Source organism: Marinobacter sp., from assembly GCF_052094685.1.
Lineage (GTDB): Bacteria > Pseudomonadota > Gammaproteobacteria > Pseudomonadales > Oleiphilaceae > Marinobacter.
In genome coordinates, this window is record NZ_JBQDKB010000007.1 from 39,970 (window position 1) to 56,636 (window position 16,667).

The following is a 16,667-nucleotide window of genomic DNA, read 5'->3' on the forward strand; positions in this document are numbered from 1 at the left end:
GCTGTTACTTTACGATCTTGCGGCTGTTGGTGAGGTATTGCTCGCCGGAAGAGCGCACAGTGTCTGGATCAGCATGCTCAGACGCTTTATGGACCTTCTCCAGGGTTTCTTCCAGTTTGTCTATTTCGTCATCCAGCTTCTGCAACGCATTTTCCAAAGTGTAGGTGAGCTGGTGCACGTTGTTCATGGCTTCGGGAGTCAGGTCGCCCGATAGCACTTTTTCCAGTTTGTTGTTGTACTCAGAAAAATGGGCAACCGCTTGTTCAAGAGTGTTAGCGGGCTGGCCCTTGAAGTGGTCTGGATCGCTTGCGAACACCGGCGTGGCGATCAGTAGTGAAGCGGCGATGGCAGTAAGTTGGTGAGAAATTTTCATGGTATGGCTCCGTAGTTGATTAACGCGCAAGTTAATGCGAATTATTATCAATATTGTTAGTGTCGGCCATGATTAACATCAAATTAACTTATAAAAAGCTTGTGTGCAGAGCAAAACTGCTTAAAAATTGCCCACCTTAATCTGCGCGACACACCGCCCATGCATTTTGTCTCCTTTGATATTTTTCGCACTCTTGGCTTTCCCGACACCACGGTACTTAAGCCGGAGCACTACCTGCGCCATAAGTCGTTGCTAAGCGAGGCAGACTGGGTGTTGTTTCCCGAATATTGGCAGCTGAATGCCCTGGTGCATGGCCTGAAATGTCGGGTGTTCCCCAGTGTTGCCAGCTACCGTATTGGACACGACAAAGTGGAAATGACCCGGGCGTTTGAGGCGGTAGCCCCGGAGCATATTCCCTGGACAATCATTGAGGCCAACGGGCCGCAAGAGCGTGAACATATTTGGGGCGCTATGGTACTGCCCTTTGTGGCGAAATTGCCCAAGGCCAGTATGGGTGAAGGCGTGTGGCTGATTGAGACCCGTGATGACTGGCTCAGCTACTGCGAGCGAACGGATGTGCTGTATGTTCAGGAATACCTGCCGCTGGATCGCGACGCGCGCATTGTGGTGGTGGGCGATAAAGTCGTCACCGCTTACTGGCGTACCCAGGCTGATCAGGGCTTTTATAATAACGTGTCCAAGGGCGGCAAGATTGACAACAGCCCAGTGCCGGCCGTCATGACCGATCTTGCCCTGCGGCTTGCGCGGGCGTTGGACGTGGATCACGCCGGCTTTGATATTGCGCTGGTTGAAGGCTACCCGTATGTGCTGGAGTTTAACCGCTTATTCGGCAATCAGGGGTTGTGTCAGGGCAGTGATCTGAAGGACGCGATTCTTGAATACCTGCAGCAGAAGAGTGAGCCCCGGGATCCGGGAACCACAACCCCGGAGCCATTGCACCCAATAGCGGTCTGAACTCTCAGCTTTGAACTCCGGGGCTGCCCAGCTACAGGTTCTCGTAGCGGTTGATATCGAAGACGCCTGACTGCAGTGGGTTGTGCTCCTGCTGCCAGGCAGTGATATCTTGAAGTACCTGCCAGAAAAAACGGTGAGTGCGGCGCACGCCCCATACGCCCACGACGGCTTCAAACGCTTTGGGTTCCTCTGCCTTTAACGCTTTCATTCGCTCTGTGAACAGCCCCAGTTGCGAGGCGGGAATATCGAACATAAAGTTCGGGTAGCTGCCGATGATTCCCGGGTAAATCGTAAGTGTGTCGTTCTCTGGCTGGTAGCGGCCACTCTCTCCTAGCAGAAAGGCAACGTTGCTGTGCGCACGGCCTCGGAGCATCGTGTACACCGTGCGCTTGCCTTCCTCATTGTACACTCTCAGAAAGGTCACTTCAGGCAGGTAGTTGATTGCTGGAAGAAACGCCGCTCGAGTCGCGGCCAGTTCTGACAGTTCTTGATCCGCCTGCCGGATCCATTCAGGCTCATCTATACGGCCGCAGTCGCTGCCGCCGCAGCGGTTGATAGGGTCGTCCCGTTCGGCATTTAGCTCACGGAACTTCAGCAGCAAGCGTGCGCCCAACTCTGCATTGAAGGCGGAGGTTGCATAGGGCACCTGTGAAGGGGCTGTGTCATCCATGCTGGCGTAGCTGTAATCCAGTTTTAGCTTGCCTGCGCCTTGGTACCAGCTTTGCAGTACCCGATTGCGCTCCCCTGGTGGCACCAGGCGCAGGTAATCCTGTTCGCCGCCGTTGCGGATCAGATCAAAGTAAAGGCGTGTTTGGGCTTGATGGGCTACGGTGCCGAACACATCAAAATTGACCACTAGCTCATAATAGGTGCGCTCGAACAAGGGATAATCCATCCACCAGCTGGTCAGCGGAACCTGGCCAATCAGGCCGCGCTGCACAGACGCATTGTCGTGATGGCGGAAAACCGTCAGCAGGGCATTGGTATTGTCTCCATCGCCGTCCCAGATATGGTCAAGGGAGGCACCTTTCGGGTAAGCCGCTCTGTATGCCTTGTTGCGCAGCTCAGTGTAACGATTGCGCTTGCCCTTGTAGTCGCGCCAGTTGCTTCCTAAATCCAGCAAAGCACTGTCTTGCCCCGGTAGCGCTAACAAGGGCGTAACGGCTTCGCGATACTCGGCATTGGTTACGTACAGATCGCTGTCCGGGTCGTGGTAAGTCACCCAAAAGTGATCCCGGATAACGTCTGTGGCTATCTGACCACGGCACACAGGCCCGCGAATGAAGGTGCGGGTGAAATACTCGGCATTATCCAGCATGAACTGATAACGGGCTTTTGCCGGAATGGCGGCAAAGGTGACGAATAGATTGGCGCGGCTCTCTAAGCTGTAATCCGGCACGGTGTTTACCTGCCAGTCGGTCGCCTCAAACAGCTCACGTGTGCGCTCGAATTGTTTCTCGCCAAAACCGAAGGTTATGTGACGCTTGTGCACAATACTGCCGGCTACGGGGCGCAGGCGATAGTACACCTGGCCTTTGGGATCATCGTTGGGGCGGCGAGTCGCGATGATATCAATGGGTGTGCCGGGCCTGGTGTGAGAGCGCACAATTTCGAAGAAGCGGGTGTCGGTGTCGTCTTCTTCAAAGTACAGGTGGGCAAGATAGAGGTGTTCGTAGATCCAACGACTGAGCAGTTGTTGGCGCTGGCTACCTTCGTTAAGCCAGGCTTCCCAGCGCTGGATGTGAGTTTGCTCGGCGTCGCTTACTTGGGTAATCAGGGGGCTGATGGCTCCGCCTTGGTTGAGCCAGCCAATGAGTGTGGCGTATTCATCATCGGTTAAACCGGTCGTGGCGAGGGGCATGCCTTCGTAGGGGTGGTCGCTGGCGTAGTCAGAGAAATCGGCGTTGCTGACACACTGGTTGGCGCGGGATATCCCCAGTTCTATGTCTTTCGGCAGCTTGCTGTTGGGCGCAAACTCGTACTGTTTGCCCAGGCGGATCATGTTTTCGAACAGGCTGCGGGTTTGGTCGCCTCGGGCCAACACGGAATAGAACCCCAAGTCTCGCCACTGAGGTTCAGTTTGGGCGTCGATGCCCAGGCGAGTGGTGTTCTGGGTTTCAAAGCGTGCGCCGTTGTAAACGGAGTCTTTGTGGGCACCGCGAATGAGGCCGTCGGAGGATTCCATTTTTAGTTGGCATGGGGCATCAAAGCAGCCGTGGCAGGCTAGGCATTTTGCTTCCACAATGGGGCGTACGTCTTCATTGAAGCTGACCGGTTGCTGGGTAGCGGTTGGCAGTGCTTGTTTGAAAGTAGGCGGCGTGGTGTTTTCGGCACAGCCTGCCAGAAACAGCAGGGTGATGAGGGCTGCTGTGATGAATCGCGCCATGTGTGGTTCCCGTGGTGATTGCTTGTTGTTGGTGGATTATAGAGGTTTTTTTGGGGTTCGCTAAGGGGGCTTATTGGGGTGGTTGGCCGGGTAGCCGGGTGCTTTTTCTTCTGGGAAAAACAACTCGCTGCGCTCAGACATTTTTTCCCGACAGAAAAAGCACCCGGCTACCCGGCCTTTCGGCCATTGGAGGTGTTTTACCAAGGTTTGGATTATGGGTAGATATGCTGATATCTGTGGGGTGTAGAAAGCCCGATTATCGCGATTCTTGTTGGGGCCGTTTTGGTTCTGGCATATCGCATTATTACCCTTGGAGGGAAACACTATCAATGACCGAGTCAGCCAACGCTAACATTGCCGATTACTACACCGCCGAGACCTTTAACCGGATCAAGGCGTTTGCGGATACTAAAGAAACGCCGTTTGTGGTGATTGATACCGCCACCGTTGATCGTCAGTACGATGAGCTGGTGGAAGGTTTTCCTTATGCCAATGTTTTTTACGCGGTGAAGGCCAACCCGGCTCCGCAGATTTTGACGATGCTGCGGGACAAGGGTGCGAGCTTTGATATCGCGTCGGTGTATGAGCTGGAAAAGGTGATGGCGCTTGGCGTGACGGGCGATAGAATCAGCTATGGCAATACCATCAAAAAGGCGCGGGATATTCGCACTTTTTATGAGAAGGGTGTACGCATGTTTGCCACGGATTCTGAGGCGGATTTGCGGGTTATCGCCAAGGCAGCGCCCGGCGCGAAGGTGTATGTGCGCATTCTGACTGACGGCACGCAAACAGCTGACTGGCCGCTATCGCGCAAGTTTGGCTGTGAGAGCGACATGGCTATGGATCTGCTGGTTTTGGCTCGGGACTTGGGCCTGGTGCCTTACGGTGTGTCTTTTCACGTGGGTTCCCAGCAGCGTGAAATCGGCGCATGGGATTCGGCGTTGAACAAGGTGAAGGTTATTTTCGAGCGGTTGAAAGAAGAAGATGGCATTGAGCTGAAGATGATCAACATGGGCGGTGGTTTTCCGGCTAACTACATCAACCGCACCAACGAGTTGGAAGTTTATGCATCAGAAATTACGCGGTTTCTGAAGGAAGATTTTGGCGATGATCTGCCGGAAATCATTATCGAGCCTGGTCGGTCGCTGATTTCCAACGCCGGTGTTCTGGTGAGCGAAGTGGTACTGATTGCGCGTAAATCCCGCACAGCTTTGCACCGCTGGGTGTTCACCGATGTGGGTAAGTTTAATGGCCTGATCGAAACGCTGGATGAAGCAATCAAATTCCCCATCTGGACGGACAAAAAGGGTGAAGGCGAAGACTGCGTAATTGCTGGCCCAACGTGCGACAGCGCCGACATTATGTACGAGCACCACAAATATCCGCTGCCACTGAACCTGGCCATTGGCGACCGTATGTACTGGCTGTCCACAGGGGCCTACACAACGACATACAGTGCGGTGGAATTTAACGGATTCCCTCCACTGAAGGATTACTACATCTAAAGCCTGAGGCTTGCTTCGTTGGTGTGGGCCGGTATGGGGGTTGTATTTGTTGCGGTTAAAAAAAACAGGTTTTTAACATAAATTTTTACCCGTAATAAAACACACCCCGCTCCCCGGCATTTGGCCAACGGTGGAAGCGCTTTACTGCCTTTGCAGATTCAGTTTTATTGCCAGCGGAGAAACCAGTATTCCGTAGGCAATCATTACTGCTATGGCATGTCGAATGTCGCCCGTCCAGTCAGAGAGTAAACCTCCCAACATAGGTACTGTAAAGGCCATAGTGTAGCCGACCAGGAAGTTGCCGGCGGATAGTCTGCCGGTTTCGCTGGCGGGTACTAGCAGGGGTGGTAACGCCACCATCATGATCAACAATATGCCGGCGGTGAAGCTCATGAAGGTCGCGCTGGCAATTGCCCACCACCCCGTAAACACCAACATCCCTGTGGTTCCCAGCAGGCTGAGTATGAGCATGGTGATTAGCGGGACTTTTTTACCTACCCAGTAGCGTGCCATCTTTAGCATCAGCAGCGACGCTATTACTTGAGCGAAGTTGTACCAGAACAGTGCATCGGTGAGGTTGTCGAATTCGCCTCTTTGCTCCAGCAAGGCCGCCAGATAGGCATTTACGCCGAAAAACAGGGAGCCGGATACGCCTAATAACAGGCCGAGTTTCAAAGTGAGCGGGTTTTTCCAGTCTGGTAGCCAGGCGACTTTTCGGGTGGGCCTTGCCAGGTCTCGCTTGGGCAGGAACAGGGCTGCGGCGACCAGCAATGCGGGCAGTGACCACACCAGCATGGTTGCGCGCCAGCTATTGTCCAGCAGCGGCATGATGACCGGGAGGGTGATACCGGCGCCGATGAATTCGCCCATCAGCATGCCATTCATGTAGATGGCGGAGCCAAAGGCTAGATGTTTGGGTTCCAGCCACCGTGATAGTAGGGCCGGTAGCGCAGGTTGCATCATGGCAATGCCTAGGCCCATAACCGCGCCAGTGAGCATCAAGGTGATGGTGTCTGGTGCCAGACCACGGCCTGCGGAGCCAACGACCATAATGAGCATGGCTAGCGCCAGTGTATTGCGCGGGCCTATACGAGAGATCGATAGCGAGCCGGGCATGGCGCCTATGGCGAGCATCAAGATGGGCAGGGTGGTCAGGGCGCCGGTCAGGGACTGAGAAAGCGCCAGTTCGTCACCGATAAACGGAGCCAACGGCGGCGCCACCAGTATTGGTATGCGCAGGTAAACCCCAGCGAGCCAAAGCAACATCGCCACCGGCAGCAGGCTTGCTGTCGATGGCGGAGTAGATGGCACGGGGTGTTCAGTTGCAGACAAGAAAGATCAGTCGTCGCTGGTGTCCGCCAGATAGGCGCCGTCTTTATCATGCACTTCCTGCCCGGTAACGGGCGGGTTGAATGAGCAGATCAGACGCATGTCTTCGGTACCGCCGCGAAGAATGTGTTTGTCATGCTTATCGAGCGCATACAGTGTGCCGTCGGTGATTTCGTGCGTTTCGCCTGTGGCCAGGTCGGTAATGGAGCCATTACCCGCAACGCAGTAAACCGCTTCAAGGTGGTTTTTATACCAGAAAGTGTGTTCGGTGCCCGCGGGAATAATGGTCTCGTGGAAAGAGAAACCCATGCCGTCTTTTTTCAACAACAGGCGGCGACTGGTCCATTGCTGGGCACTGACTTCACGTTCGGTACCGATGATGTCCTGAACTCGTACAATTTTCATGAGCATTCCTCGCTTGGTGATGGAATAGCTATACAGTATAAACACTCATTTCACATTCTATTCAACCGCCAGTCGTCATAAACTGCCATACATTGCTCTATGGCAACATGGAATTTATGTCGCTGACTTTCGTCCAGAGGCTGTTGTTTACGGCATTTGTCGAGGGTTCTCTGGATGGTTTGGCGGCTGGTTTTATCGAGGCGCTCCAACCAGTGGTGGTCAGCAGGTTCAAGATCCAGCAGCTCTCTGCCTGCGTGATTGCGGTGGCTTATGTGCCACCAGTGATCCACCGCCCGGCCCAATACCACGTAACCAAACTGGCTGTCTTGCACAGGTCCGAAGGTGGCTGTTTTCAGGCCATCGCGAAGCAGGCCTATATTCAAAGCCGGCAAAGTAAGTTTGTCGCCGTAAAAGTAGCTCCCCGCAGCCCCGATCAGGCCGCCCACCAGAGCGCCCGCGCCTAGCGATGTGCCTAAGGTGAGTGCGTCCAGGCCAACACCGCTAACCGCCCCTGCGCCAAAACCTGCTGTGGTCAAATAACGTTTGCTAACAGCCCAATGTTTGCGGCTGTCCTCAGAGAACAGATCATGATCGCTGTGCCATTCCAGTTCAGCTTCCTGGCGGCGGATACTTTGGTGTTGATACAGGTGCTCGACCTCTACCCGCAGTGTTTGCTCGCGCTGGCGCTGATGCTGGTACCAGCGCTGCCGGAGCTGATCTGCAAGGGTGCTGTCGCTGGTCCCGGCGACCTGGTCCAGAGTTAACGTGCGCTTTTCCTGAAATGACATCATGTCTTTCAAGGCCTTCGCAATGATGCCTGCGGCCTGAAGACGACGCTGCTCGCGCTGGGCGGAGAGGTGGTGAGTTGCTTCGCCCAGAGTTTGCTCCCAGTCCGGTTCAAGCTGACCAAAAGCTCGTAATAAGCTCAAATGTTGTTCAAATGGGGCGCGAACGGCGTCGAATTTGCGCACTACCTGAAAGAACTGCCCCAGTGCGGCTTGCCAGGTTGCGCTGTAATCCTCTGGCCCGATGCTGTTAATCAGGGCCAGGCTTGGCTGGCCTGTCCAGCGCAGGATGGTCATTTCGGCCTCGTGCTCGGCGCTGTATGGCGCAGAGCCGTCGACTACATAAATTATTCCAGCTCCCTCAATTAGCGGTGCCAGTAGCTCACACTCGTCGGTAAAACGGTCATCGCCCTGATGTTGCAGCACAAACGCCCGAACCGTTTCGCTGTGATCCGATGCCGACACACTGTGGGCTTCCAGCCATTCCAGAACCCGCCTGGGGCGCTGAAACCCAGGTGTGTCCACCAATGTGTAGAGGGTTTTACCATCTACGCTCAGTGGGTATGACTGCCGTGTGCGAGTGGTGCCCGGCTCCAGAGCAATGGCAATGGCGTCGTTTTGCGACAGTGTCGCTACAACGCTGGATTTCCCCTTGTTCGGGTGGCCCACGACGGCAAAGGTAGGTGCGATACTCATTCCAAAACTCCCCCGTCCATGTCGGGCGCGGCCCCGTGAGCAGGTATAAGGCTGACCGCTATAAACTCTGGCCCGGTCCGTTTGGCAAATCTCAGCCATTGCTGAATCTGATGCGTATCTGGTTCTTGCTCAATGTGAGTGGCTAGCGGTACCAGAGCGATCTGAGTACCTTTGGGCCAGAGCTTTTTCGCATTGATCAGGAAATCCTCCAGCTCACCTGTGGGAGGCTCCCAACTGCGGGTTACCAGAAGAACGGAAAGCTGCGGCGCCTGTGTCAAATGAGTGGCTACCTGCTCCAGTGTCTGCTGATCCTCTGCCAGTGTCATCCTGCCGCCCGCTTTAGCGACCAGGCTTTTGCCTGCACTGAGCGCATCTGGCACTTCTGGATCGCCAGCTCCGGCCCAGCACAAAACAATCCGGGCGTCTGGCAGGGGGTGTACATTCAACTGTGTTTCGGTGTTTGGCTGATCTGAGGCATCGTTATGGTCGTTGCCAGTATCAAGGGCCGGTGTTTCCATGCGGTACATCAGCGCGCGCTTCGCCGGGTGGCTGTCCAGTAAATGCCGAGCTTTACGTCGAATGAGTACGCCCGCCAGCACACAAAGAACGAGCCTGGGCAGCAGCGCCCAAGTTGTCCACAGCATAGCGATGAACGGCCACCATTGGCCCCATCTGGCCGGGTTCACGGTGCCTTCTCCTGTGCTGGCACGAAAGAACCGGGTTGCCTCCACAAGAGTAAATTCCGGCGCGGCGGCCGGCCATAACCAGGCCCAAGGTGCGGCAACCGTTGAGATCAGGCGGTGATAGCTGTTGGCATCGGTATTGAGCGTGGTGCTCCAGCCAAAGGCGAGATCCTGTAACACCACCATAACCAACAAGGTTGCTAGGCCGGCCAAAGCAAAACACAGCCCACCGAGTTGGGCTGCCCGTGCCATGAGCACCGGTTGAAGCTTCATCGAAATAGGCGATTCGGGATTGTTCCGAAAGCGCCGAAGCAGTGGACGCCAGGGTTGCCAGCCGGCCAGTGATTGAGCGGTGGTCAGCAGCGCCAGCAGAAGCTGGAAGGCCACAAAAGCGAGAATAACGGTTACGTTGATACGCTGGCCGCCGTCGTAGAACAGCAAGCCGAGCATGGCCAGTACACCGAGCACAGTACCGGCAGCCATAAAACCGCTGTTGATTCGGCGCCAGAAGCCTAAGGTGTGTGCAGAAGGGTCTGCACCTGCGCCTGGGCCGCTGAGATGGTTCATGTGGGCCATCCAGCGTTTTGGGCTGGGTGTAACGCCTTGCTGTTCGCAGGTCAGTGCAAATTTGCGATCCCGCCGGTGCAAAAATGCTGGGGCCTGCCCGTTGTCTCTCTGGGCGCAAGCATCAAAATCCAGCAGCAGGCGGAGGGAATGATCTGTCATGAACGGTCCCGGTTGTGAATTCGGTCTGTGGGTCTTTGGTGTTAGGATATCGGTATTACCCCGTCCGATACCAGACAACGAGCCTTCATGCCCCACCACCTGATGAACTTGCGCCACGTGCCCGATGATGAAGCCGAAGAAATACGGGCTTTGTTCGATGAGCACGAGGTTCGTTTTTACGAGACTCCGCCAAGCCGCTGGGGTATCAGCATGGGCGGCTTTTGGGTGCACGATACTGAAGAAGCTGAAAGAGCCAAAGTTTTGCTGCAGGATTACCAGCGCCAGCGAATGCAAAGCCAGCGTGAAACCTATGAGGCGTGGCGCCTGCAGGGTGAGGGCGGCGGGATCTGGTACATGCTCCGGCGCAAACCCTTGCGCACGCTGGCAGCCTGCCTTGCCATTATTGTCATTGCAGGGTTTAGCCTGCTTCCGTTTATTCGAATAGGCTAGTGTCAGCGCCCGTTCTTGTGGTGTCGCACCAGAAAATCCGTTGCTTTGCCAACGGCATTGCCGGCAGTGAGAAAGCTGGTAATGTGACCACGCAGGCGCATTTCAAACAGCTCGCTTTTAACCCCATTGGCCAGCAGGGTTTCGTGTAGTTTTCTGGACTGCTGAAAAGGGACCAGGCTGTCCATGTTGCCGTGGAACAGGAAGAACGGCGGCGCATTATCGGTGACGTACGTGATGGGAGACGCCGCGCGATAGGTGTCGGGGATGTCTTGTTTTGTGCCTCCCAGAAACTGCCGTATGAGCTTGCCTGAACCAAAGGTTGTCAGGTCGGCCGGCGTGCCTCCGACCACCACGGCGCTAAGGGCCGTTTCTGGGCCACCGTAAGGCTGGTTCAGTGCCTCGGCATGGTTGGAACTGGCTGCGAGTGCCATCAGAGCGATGAGGTGCGCACCGGAAGAAAAGCCAAATCCGCTTACCTGAGACACATCTAATCGATATTGCTCGGCGTGACGATTCAGCCAGGTGCGAGCTATCTGCAGGTCGTGTAGCTGGGTTGGAAAAATGTGCTCTGGCGCGAAGCGGTAATCAATATTGAAAACCGCAAAGCCGTGACTGGCCAGTTCCTCGGCAATCCAATTCATATCGCCCCGTGAGCGACCCTCCCAGCCACCGCCGTGCACCATCAGCACAACAGGGCGAAGCTGTTCACTCTCGGGCAGGTAGAGATCGCCATAGAGCGCTTCTGGCCAGTCTTCAGGCGAGAAATGTAGGCCGTGATTCACAGTGAACGCTGTGTTTTCTAAAGCGACGGATTCCGTGGGCGCATTGTGATAACTCGCGCAGCCACCCAGTGCCAGTGCGCTTACCATCGCACCTACGCCAACAAGGCGTTTCAGCACTCTCTGAGTTTTCAATGGTTTATCATCCCTTATGTTAGGTCACAGGACGAATTTACGCGTGACGGCCGGGGTTGGATTTGTGTCGCTTTAATACGCTGTCCGCCAATCAAGACGATGTCCGAATATCAGGACATGCGGGCTGCAGCCGCCGCAGTGGTGCGGTTTCGTTAAGCGTCTTTGAGCTCTGGCCAAGCCAGGATTGTCCGGTAATTGGGACAAATGGCTTGGCTGAAAAAGTAAATCACAAAAATTATCAGTAAAAACAGTTGGGTAAAATAATGGCACAGGATGCGCATATTGATTGTTTCGGGCCTTTAGCCCGGCTTGTTCTTAACAACAACAAACAAGGAACGACCCATGAAACGTATCATGATCTGTACGCTGATAGGCGCTACAGGCTTTGCCCTGAGTGCCTGTAACAGTAGCGATGACAACAATGGAGATAATCCGCCAGCGGTAAACCAGGTGCCAGGGTTCATCCAGGGCGATATCGAGCAGGCTCATTACGACGGTATTACCGATGACCTTCTGACTGCGGGTCTTGGGGCCAGCGGTCTTAGTGGCACCGCACCGACTTTTTCAGACCCACTAAATCCCTCCCCGGCCGAGCTGCGCCAGCTGGCAATTTATAACAACTACCGTGCGCTGGTCGATACGTCCCCGGGTGGCGGTTATGGCGAATTTTTTGGCCCTGGCGTGGGCAATGACACCGAAGGCCTGATTCCAGGGCACGAGTATATTGCCTTCATGACCGTTCCGGGTAGCAACGTGCCAGTGACGGTTATGGCGCAAGTACCTGAGAGTTTTAATCCACAAGCACCATGCATGATCACCGCGCCTTCGTCCGGCTCCCGGGGAGTGTATGGTGCGATTGGTACGGCCGGCGAGTGGGGGTTGAAAAAGGGCTGTGCCGTGGTCTATACCGACAAAGGCAGTGGCACCGGCGCCCATAATCTGGAAACCAATACGGCCCAGCGCATTGATGGCACGCTTTCAGCCACTGATGAGCCCGTTCAGTTTCGCGCGGACCTTACCGCGAGTGAGCGTGGTGATTTCAATGCAGTCTCTGCCGACCGTTTTGCGTGGAAGCACGCCCACTCGAAAACCAATCCGGAAGCCGACTGGGGCCGCCATGTGCTGCAATCTTTGGAGTTTGGATTCTGGGCGCTCAACGAGCAATTCGGTGGCGACAATAACGTTGAGGCTATTACCCCTGAAAACACCCTGGTTATCGCCTCGAGTGTTTCTAACGGTGGTGGTTCATCGGTTCGCGCGGCGGAGCAGGACACAAAGGGTCTGATCGACGGTCTGGCCGTATCTGAGCCCAATGTAAACCCAACGGTGGATACCGGGTTTACCATTGTGCAGGGCAACAACGCGCCAATTGCTGAGCACAGTCGTAGCTTGCTTGAATACACCACTGCACTGGCGGTGTATCAGGGGTGTGCCAACCAGGCGCCGGCCATTCGCGACACTGCACCGTTGAACGCCCTTAACCCATCGGACGTGCGCGATAACATCTGTAACTCACTGGCTAGCAAAGGACTGCTCGCAGGCGCGGCCAGCGCAACCATTGACGACTACGCCACCGAAGCACAGCGTATCCTGAACGAGGACTTCGGTATCCAGCCCGAGCAGAACTTGCTTGCGCCCGTGCATTTTGCCTCCAAGGTAGCCCAGAGTATCTCCATGACCTACGCCAACGCCTATGGCCGCGCCGGTGTTGAGGATCGTGTGTGTGATCTCAGCCTGGCTGCTACTGACAGTGGCGCGGTCACTCCGCTTGCGCCGGCCGCTGAAGCCGCAGCCTTTGCAACCAGCAACGGCATTCCGCCCACCGCAGGTGTAGATATCGTTTACGACCAGGCAAACGGTCAGCCGACAGCACTTCCGAGCAGTGCGTCTCCCACCGGCAGTGGGGTGGACTATGGTCTCGATGCCTTGTTGTGCCTACACAGTTTGGCTCTAGGCCATGATGCCGTTAGCGGAGAACCGTTGGCCGGTACCGATGCAGAGCTTGCCGACGCGATCGCTGGAGGCATCGAAGAAATCAGAGCCACTGGAGACCTTCGCGGCCTGCCGGCTGTGTTTGTAACTGGACGGGCTGATGCCATTCTTCCCATTAACCACGCATCCCGGCCCTATTACGGGCTTAATCAGCGAGTGGAGGGGGCCGGTAGCGAACTTCGCTACTACGAAGTACTCAACGCCCACCATCTCGATATCCTGAATCAGTTCCCGGGCGTTGGTGATCGTTACGTGCCGTTGCATCACTACTATTTTCAGGCTCTGGATCTGGTATGGGAGCGTTTGACTAATGGTACTGAGCTGCCGCCAAGCCAGGTAGTTCGTACTACGCCACGTGCAGATTTTGCAACACCGCTGGCTCAGATCAACCTGCCTGCGATTGCAGCACAACCAGCAAACGAAGACCTTATCAGTCTGGTTGGTGGCGAGTTACGCATCCCGGAATAAGTACATTTTGGTCATCGCGCGCCCTCTCATTTGCTCAGCCTGCAGAGAGGGCCATATACTTCCGACAGAACACCCGGCATGACCGGGTGTCAGGGCTTTCACTATGAATGCTATTGAACCCGGCGGTACGCGCTATATGACACAGTTGTTTGGTGAGAAAAATAAAAGCGGGCTGACCCGAGAGCTTATTGAAGCGCTTTTTCCCATGTTTGATGAGGCCAGCGCAGGCGCGATTGCCGTTGATCGACAGTCCCGTATTACCTGGATCAACAGCAGTTACTCCCAACTGCTGGGCCTGAAAGAGCCGGCCGCTGTTATCGGCCGCCAAGTGCGCCAAGTGATTCCTGAGACTCGCATGCCCGAGGTCGTGGAAACAGGTAAGCCTCTGTTGTTGGACATCATGGAGTACCAGCAGCAACAGTTGGTGGTTACCCGACTTCCCTACTATGACAAGGCTGGCGAGATTGAAGGTGCTGTGGCGTTTGTACTCTACGACGACCTGCAACCGCTTACGCCCCTGGTCAGTAAATATAGGCGCCTGCATCAGGATCTTGCAGCGGCCCGCAAAGCGTTGGCAAAAAAAGCCCGGAGTACCCGTTACAGTCTTGGAGACTTCGTAGGCGCCAGCCCCGGTGCGCTTGAAGTAAAGCGCCGCGCGCGGCTTGCCGCCGGGCGTGAAATGGCGGTGCTGTTGCTGGGTGAAACTGGCACGGGCAAAGAGGTACTCGCTCAGGCTATCCACTCTGTTTCCAGCCGCGCCGAGAAACCGTTTGTGGGTGTGAACGTGGCGGCCATCCCCGACAATCTTCTGGAAGCCGAGTTCTTTGGTGTTGCCCCAGGGGCCTATACCGGCGCGGATCGTAAGCTACGGGAAGGAAAGTTTCAGTTGGCCCACGGCGGCACCTTGTTTTTGGACGAAGTGGGCGACATGCCCTTGCCGTTGCAAGCCAAGCTTTTGCGAGCTCTGCAGGAAGGCGAGGTCGAACCCTTGGGCTCCAACAAGGTTGCCTCTGTAGACGTTCGGGTTATTGCCGCCACCAGCCGTAACCTAGACGCTATGATTGCCGATGGCAGTTTCCGCTCAGATTTATATTACCGGCTAAACGTGCTGGAAATTCCTATACCGCCATTGCGAGATCGCCTCGCCGATCTAGGGCTGTTATGCGAAACACTGTTGTGGGAAATCAGCGAAGGCCAAGGCATGCGCGCCGAGATTACCGATGCTGGTGTGTCGGCTCTCGCCAGTTATAGCTGGCCGGGCAACATCCGTGAGTTGCGTAATGTGTTGGAACGGGCGCTGACTATGGGTGACGAAAGCGGTGTTCTGGATGCCGACGCCATGTTCAAAGTGTTGCCCAGGGGTAGTGTGCGCTCTGATTCCCAGATGGCTCCGCGTCCGGTTAGGCCGCTGGCTGAAACACTGGCTGAAGCAGAGGCGCAAGCGGTTGAGGAGGCGCTGGTCGCAGGTCGAGGCAATCGTACCAAGGCTGCCAAGCTGTTAGGCATTTCCCGCTCGGTGCTTTACGAGAAGCTGGCCAAAATGTCCTGATTTTCGGACACGTGTCTTGATATCTGTACAAATACTGATAAATTAAGCGTGAAGGTGTCTTTATTTCCGGACGCCTAAGGTTCGGGTTTTCCGTAGTATGTTTTTAAGTTGATGATATTGAATAAAAAAAGTTGTTGGCATAGTCTCTGCATTTTCTGAGATGTAGGACGTCAGAACAGCGCAGAAAATAAAGGCTGGCGCCAAAAGTAGGACCCCCTGATTTACCAATGCCATCTTTTTTTCTGTGTTTTCTGGCGGAATTTCAGCCTAGGCCTACCGGGCCAGAGAGCTCCGGGCCATATACAACAACAAGAAGGATCATCTTCATGTCTTTCAAGCATAAGCTTTCAGGTTTAACTCTGGGCATTAGTGCCGCAGCCTTTATGGCCGGCGCCATGGTTAGCAGCAATGCTCTGGCTGCAGAAAAAGTTCGCTGGCAGGTGCCCCTGGCATTTCCGTCGCATCTTGTAGGCCTGACAACACCGGTTAAGCACCTGACAGAAAACCTCAAACTGATTTCAGGCGGTGACCTTCAGCTGCGTTATTACGAGCCTAATGAGCTGGTTCCTCCGTTTGAAATCATGGACGCTGTAAGTAGTGGCAAGTATCCGGCCGGCTACACTTGGGTGGGTTACGATCAGGGCACCATAGCTGCGTTGCCCCTATACTCAGGCGCGCCGTTTAACATGGAGCCACCGGCTTACTTGGCCTGGTATTACGAGGGCGACGGCCGAGCTCTGCTGGAAGAGATTTACGCCGAGCGCAATATCCATCCCATGCTGTGCAGCATCATCGGCCCCGAAGGCGCGGGCTGGTTCGCCAAGCCTGTCGAAGGCGTAGATGATTTTGATGGCCTGAAAATCCGCTTTGCCGGCATTGGTGGCAAGGTACTGGAAAAACTGGGTGCGTCGGTAACCATGGTACCTGGTGGCGAGATTTATCAAGCGCTAGAGCGTAAAACAATCGATGCAACTGAGTTCTCTCAGCCGGCTATCGACAAAATGCTTGGCTTGGACCAGATCATTAAAAACTACATCATGCCGGGCTGGCACCAAACTCTGACCACCTCGCACCTGCTGGTTAACAAAGATGTGTGGGAGGGCCTGGAGCCACAGAACCGCGCGCTCATCGAAATGGGCTGCGAATCTGCCACGCTTAAGGGCTTTGCAGAAAGCGAGTGGACACAGCCGACCGCTCTTCGTGACTACGAAAAAGAAGGCGTGAACGCCCAGACACTGCCTGAGCCTGTTCTGCGCGAACTGCAGAAGGTTACCAACGAAGTGCTGGATGAGATCGCGGCCGAGGACAAGATGTTCAAGCGCGTGCTGACCAGTCAGCGTGACTTTATGGAACATCACTCCATCTGGCACTCCAATGGCTACCTGCCACGGGATTTCTACAAGTACGACTGATCAACGGATGATGTTCACT

13 protein-coding genes are annotated in these 16,667 nt (G+C 55.2%); 6 read left to right on the plus strand and 7 right to left on the minus strand.

Going from position 1 to position 16,667, the window contains the following annotated elements; translation table 11 throughout:
• Positions 1–4: 4 nt before the first annotated feature.
• Positions 5–373 (minus strand): DUF6746 family protein, encoded by a 369-nt coding sequence (locus ACTH3S_RS02825; protein WP_441807504.1) that lies wholly within the window; start codon positions 371–373, stop codon positions 5–7.
• Positions 374–532: 159 nt separating this feature from the next.
• Here ACTH3S_RS02825 and ACTH3S_RS02830 point away from each other — a divergent pair, with 159 nt between their 5' ends.
• On the plus strand, positions 533–1,348 hold the full coding sequence (locus ACTH3S_RS02830) for an ATP-grasp domain-containing protein (RefSeq protein ID WP_441807505.1): 816 nt from the start codon (positions 533–535) through the stop codon (positions 1,346–1,348).
• 31 nt (positions 1,349–1,379) lie between these two features.
• On the opposite strand, the gene ACTH3S_RS02835 is transcribed toward ACTH3S_RS02830, so the two are convergent.
• Positions 1,380–3,734, minus strand: a complete 2,355-nt coding sequence (locus tag ACTH3S_RS02835) for a fatty acid cis/trans isomerase (protein ID WP_441807506.1) — start codon at positions 3,732–3,734, stop codon at positions 1,380–1,382.
• A gap of 329 nt (positions 3,735–4,063) precedes the next feature.
• On the opposite strand from ACTH3S_RS02835, the gene ACTH3S_RS02840 reads away from it, so the two are divergent.
• Positions 4,064–5,239 carry a type III PLP-dependent enzyme gene (locus tag ACTH3S_RS02840; RefSeq protein ID WP_441807507.1) on the plus strand — a complete coding sequence of 392 codons (1,176 nt, stop codon included), beginning with the start codon at positions 4,064–4,066 and terminating at the stop codon, positions 5,237–5,239.
• Between the two features lie 141 nt (positions 5,240–5,380).
• Here the strand turns inward: ACTH3S_RS02840 and ACTH3S_RS02845 are convergent, their stop codons facing one another.
• The 4 genes from ACTH3S_RS02845 to ACTH3S_RS02860 all read right to left on the minus strand — a co-directional run bounded on the left by ACTH3S_RS02845 (position 5,381) and on the right by ACTH3S_RS02860 (position 9,863).
• Positions 5,381–6,505, minus strand: a complete 1,125-nt coding sequence (locus ACTH3S_RS02845; protein WP_441807529.1) for an MFS transporter — start codon at positions 6,503–6,505, stop codon at positions 5,381–5,383.
• 72 nt (positions 6,506–6,577) lie between these two features.
• Positions 6,578–6,973, minus strand: a complete 396-nt coding sequence (locus tag ACTH3S_RS02850; RefSeq protein ID WP_441807508.1) for an ectoine synthase — start codon at positions 6,971–6,973, stop codon at positions 6,578–6,580.
• A 50-nt stretch (positions 6,974–7,023) separates the two neighbouring features.
• The gene (locus ACTH3S_RS02855) at positions 7,024–8,454 is read right to left on the minus strand and encodes a GTPase/DUF3482 domain-containing protein (protein WP_441807509.1); all 1,431 of its coding nucleotides are present in this window, start codon (positions 8,452–8,454) and stop codon (positions 7,024–7,026) included.
• Positions 8,451–9,863, minus strand: coding sequence for a DUF2868 domain-containing protein (locus ACTH3S_RS02860; protein ID WP_441807510.1), 1,413 nt, complete (start codon positions 9,861–9,863; stop codon positions 8,451–8,453). Before ACTH3S_RS02860 ends, ACTH3S_RS02855 begins: the two co-directional genes overlap by 4 nt.
• A gap of 87 nt (positions 9,864–9,950) precedes the next feature.
• Between ACTH3S_RS02860 and ACTH3S_RS02865 the strand changes: the two genes are divergently transcribed.
• Entirely contained in the window at positions 9,951–10,313 is a 363-nt protein-coding gene (locus tag ACTH3S_RS02865) for a DUF6164 family protein (protein WP_441807511.1), read from the plus strand.
• A gap of 2 nt (positions 10,314–10,315) precedes the next feature.
• Here the strand turns inward: ACTH3S_RS02865 and ACTH3S_RS02870 are convergent, their stop codons facing one another.
• Positions 10,316–11,227: an alpha/beta hydrolase fold domain-containing protein gene (locus ACTH3S_RS02870; protein WP_441807512.1), complete on the minus strand. Its 912-nt coding sequence runs from the start codon at positions 11,225–11,227 to the stop codon at positions 10,316–10,318.
• A 342-nt stretch (positions 11,228–11,569) separates the two neighbouring features.
• On the opposite strand from ACTH3S_RS02870, the gene ACTH3S_RS02875 reads away from it, so the two are divergent.
• The 3 genes from ACTH3S_RS02875 to ACTH3S_RS02885 all read left to right on the plus strand — a co-directional run bounded on the left by ACTH3S_RS02875 (position 11,570) and on the right by ACTH3S_RS02885 (position 16,648).
• Entirely contained in the window at positions 11,570–13,687 is a 2,118-nt protein-coding gene (locus ACTH3S_RS02875) for a 3-hydroxybutyrate oligomer hydrolase family protein (protein ID WP_441807513.1), read from the plus strand.
• A 136-nt stretch (positions 13,688–13,823) separates the two neighbouring features.
• Positions 13,824–15,236 (plus strand): sigma-54 interaction domain-containing protein, encoded by a 1,413-nt coding sequence (locus ACTH3S_RS02880; protein ID WP_441807530.1) that lies wholly within the window; start codon positions 13,824–13,826, stop codon positions 15,234–15,236.
• Between the two features lie 326 nt (positions 15,237–15,562).
• The gene (locus ACTH3S_RS02885) at positions 15,563–16,648 is read left to right on the plus strand and encodes a TRAP transporter substrate-binding protein (RefSeq protein ID WP_441807514.1); all 1,086 of its coding nucleotides are present in this window, start codon (positions 15,563–15,565) and stop codon (positions 16,646–16,648) included.
• Positions 16,649–16,667: the final 19 nt, after the last annotated feature.

Excerpts from the sequence above, each read along its gene's own strand:
- ACTH3S_RS02825 (WP_441807504.1), bottom strand. The coding sequence starts at position 373 with ATGAAAATTTCTCACCAACTTACTGCCATCGCCGCTTCACTACTGATC.
- ACTH3S_RS02830 (WP_441807505.1), top strand. The coding sequence starts at position 533 with ATGCATTTTGTCTCCTTTGATATTTTTCGCACTCTTGGCTTTCCCGAC.
- ACTH3S_RS02835 (WP_441807506.1), bottom strand. The coding sequence starts at position 3,734 with ATGGCGCGATTCATCACAGCAGCCCTCATCACCCTGCTGTTTCTGGCA.
- ACTH3S_RS02840 (WP_441807507.1), top strand. The coding sequence starts at position 4,064 with ATGACCGAGTCAGCCAACGCTAACATTGCCGATTACTACACCGCCGAG.
- ACTH3S_RS02845 (WP_441807529.1), bottom strand. The coding sequence starts at position 6,505 with ATGTTGCTTTGGCTCGCTGGGGTTTACCTGCGCATACCAATACTGGTG.
- ACTH3S_RS02850 (WP_441807508.1), bottom strand. The coding sequence starts at position 6,973 with ATGAAAATTGTACGAGTTCAGGACATCATCGGTACCGAACGTGAAGTC.
- ACTH3S_RS02855 (WP_441807509.1), bottom strand. The coding sequence starts at position 8,454 with ATGAGTATCGCACCTACCTTTGCCGTCGTGGGCCACCCGAACAAGGGG.
- ACTH3S_RS02860 (WP_441807510.1), bottom strand. The coding sequence starts at position 9,863 with ATGACAGATCATTCCCTCCGCCTGCTGCTGGATTTTGATGCTTGCGCC.
- ACTH3S_RS02865 (WP_441807511.1), top strand. The coding sequence starts at position 9,951 with ATGCCCCACCACCTGATGAACTTGCGCCACGTGCCCGATGATGAAGCC.
- ACTH3S_RS02875 (WP_441807513.1), top strand. The coding sequence starts at position 11,570 with ATGAAACGTATCATGATCTGTACGCTGATAGGCGCTACAGGCTTTGCC.
- ACTH3S_RS02880 (WP_441807530.1), top strand. The coding sequence starts at position 13,824 with ATGACACAGTTGTTTGGTGAGAAAAATAAAAGCGGGCTGACCCGAGAG.
- ACTH3S_RS02885 (WP_441807514.1), top strand. The coding sequence starts at position 15,563 with ATGTCTTTCAAGCATAAGCTTTCAGGTTTAACTCTGGGCATTAGTGCC.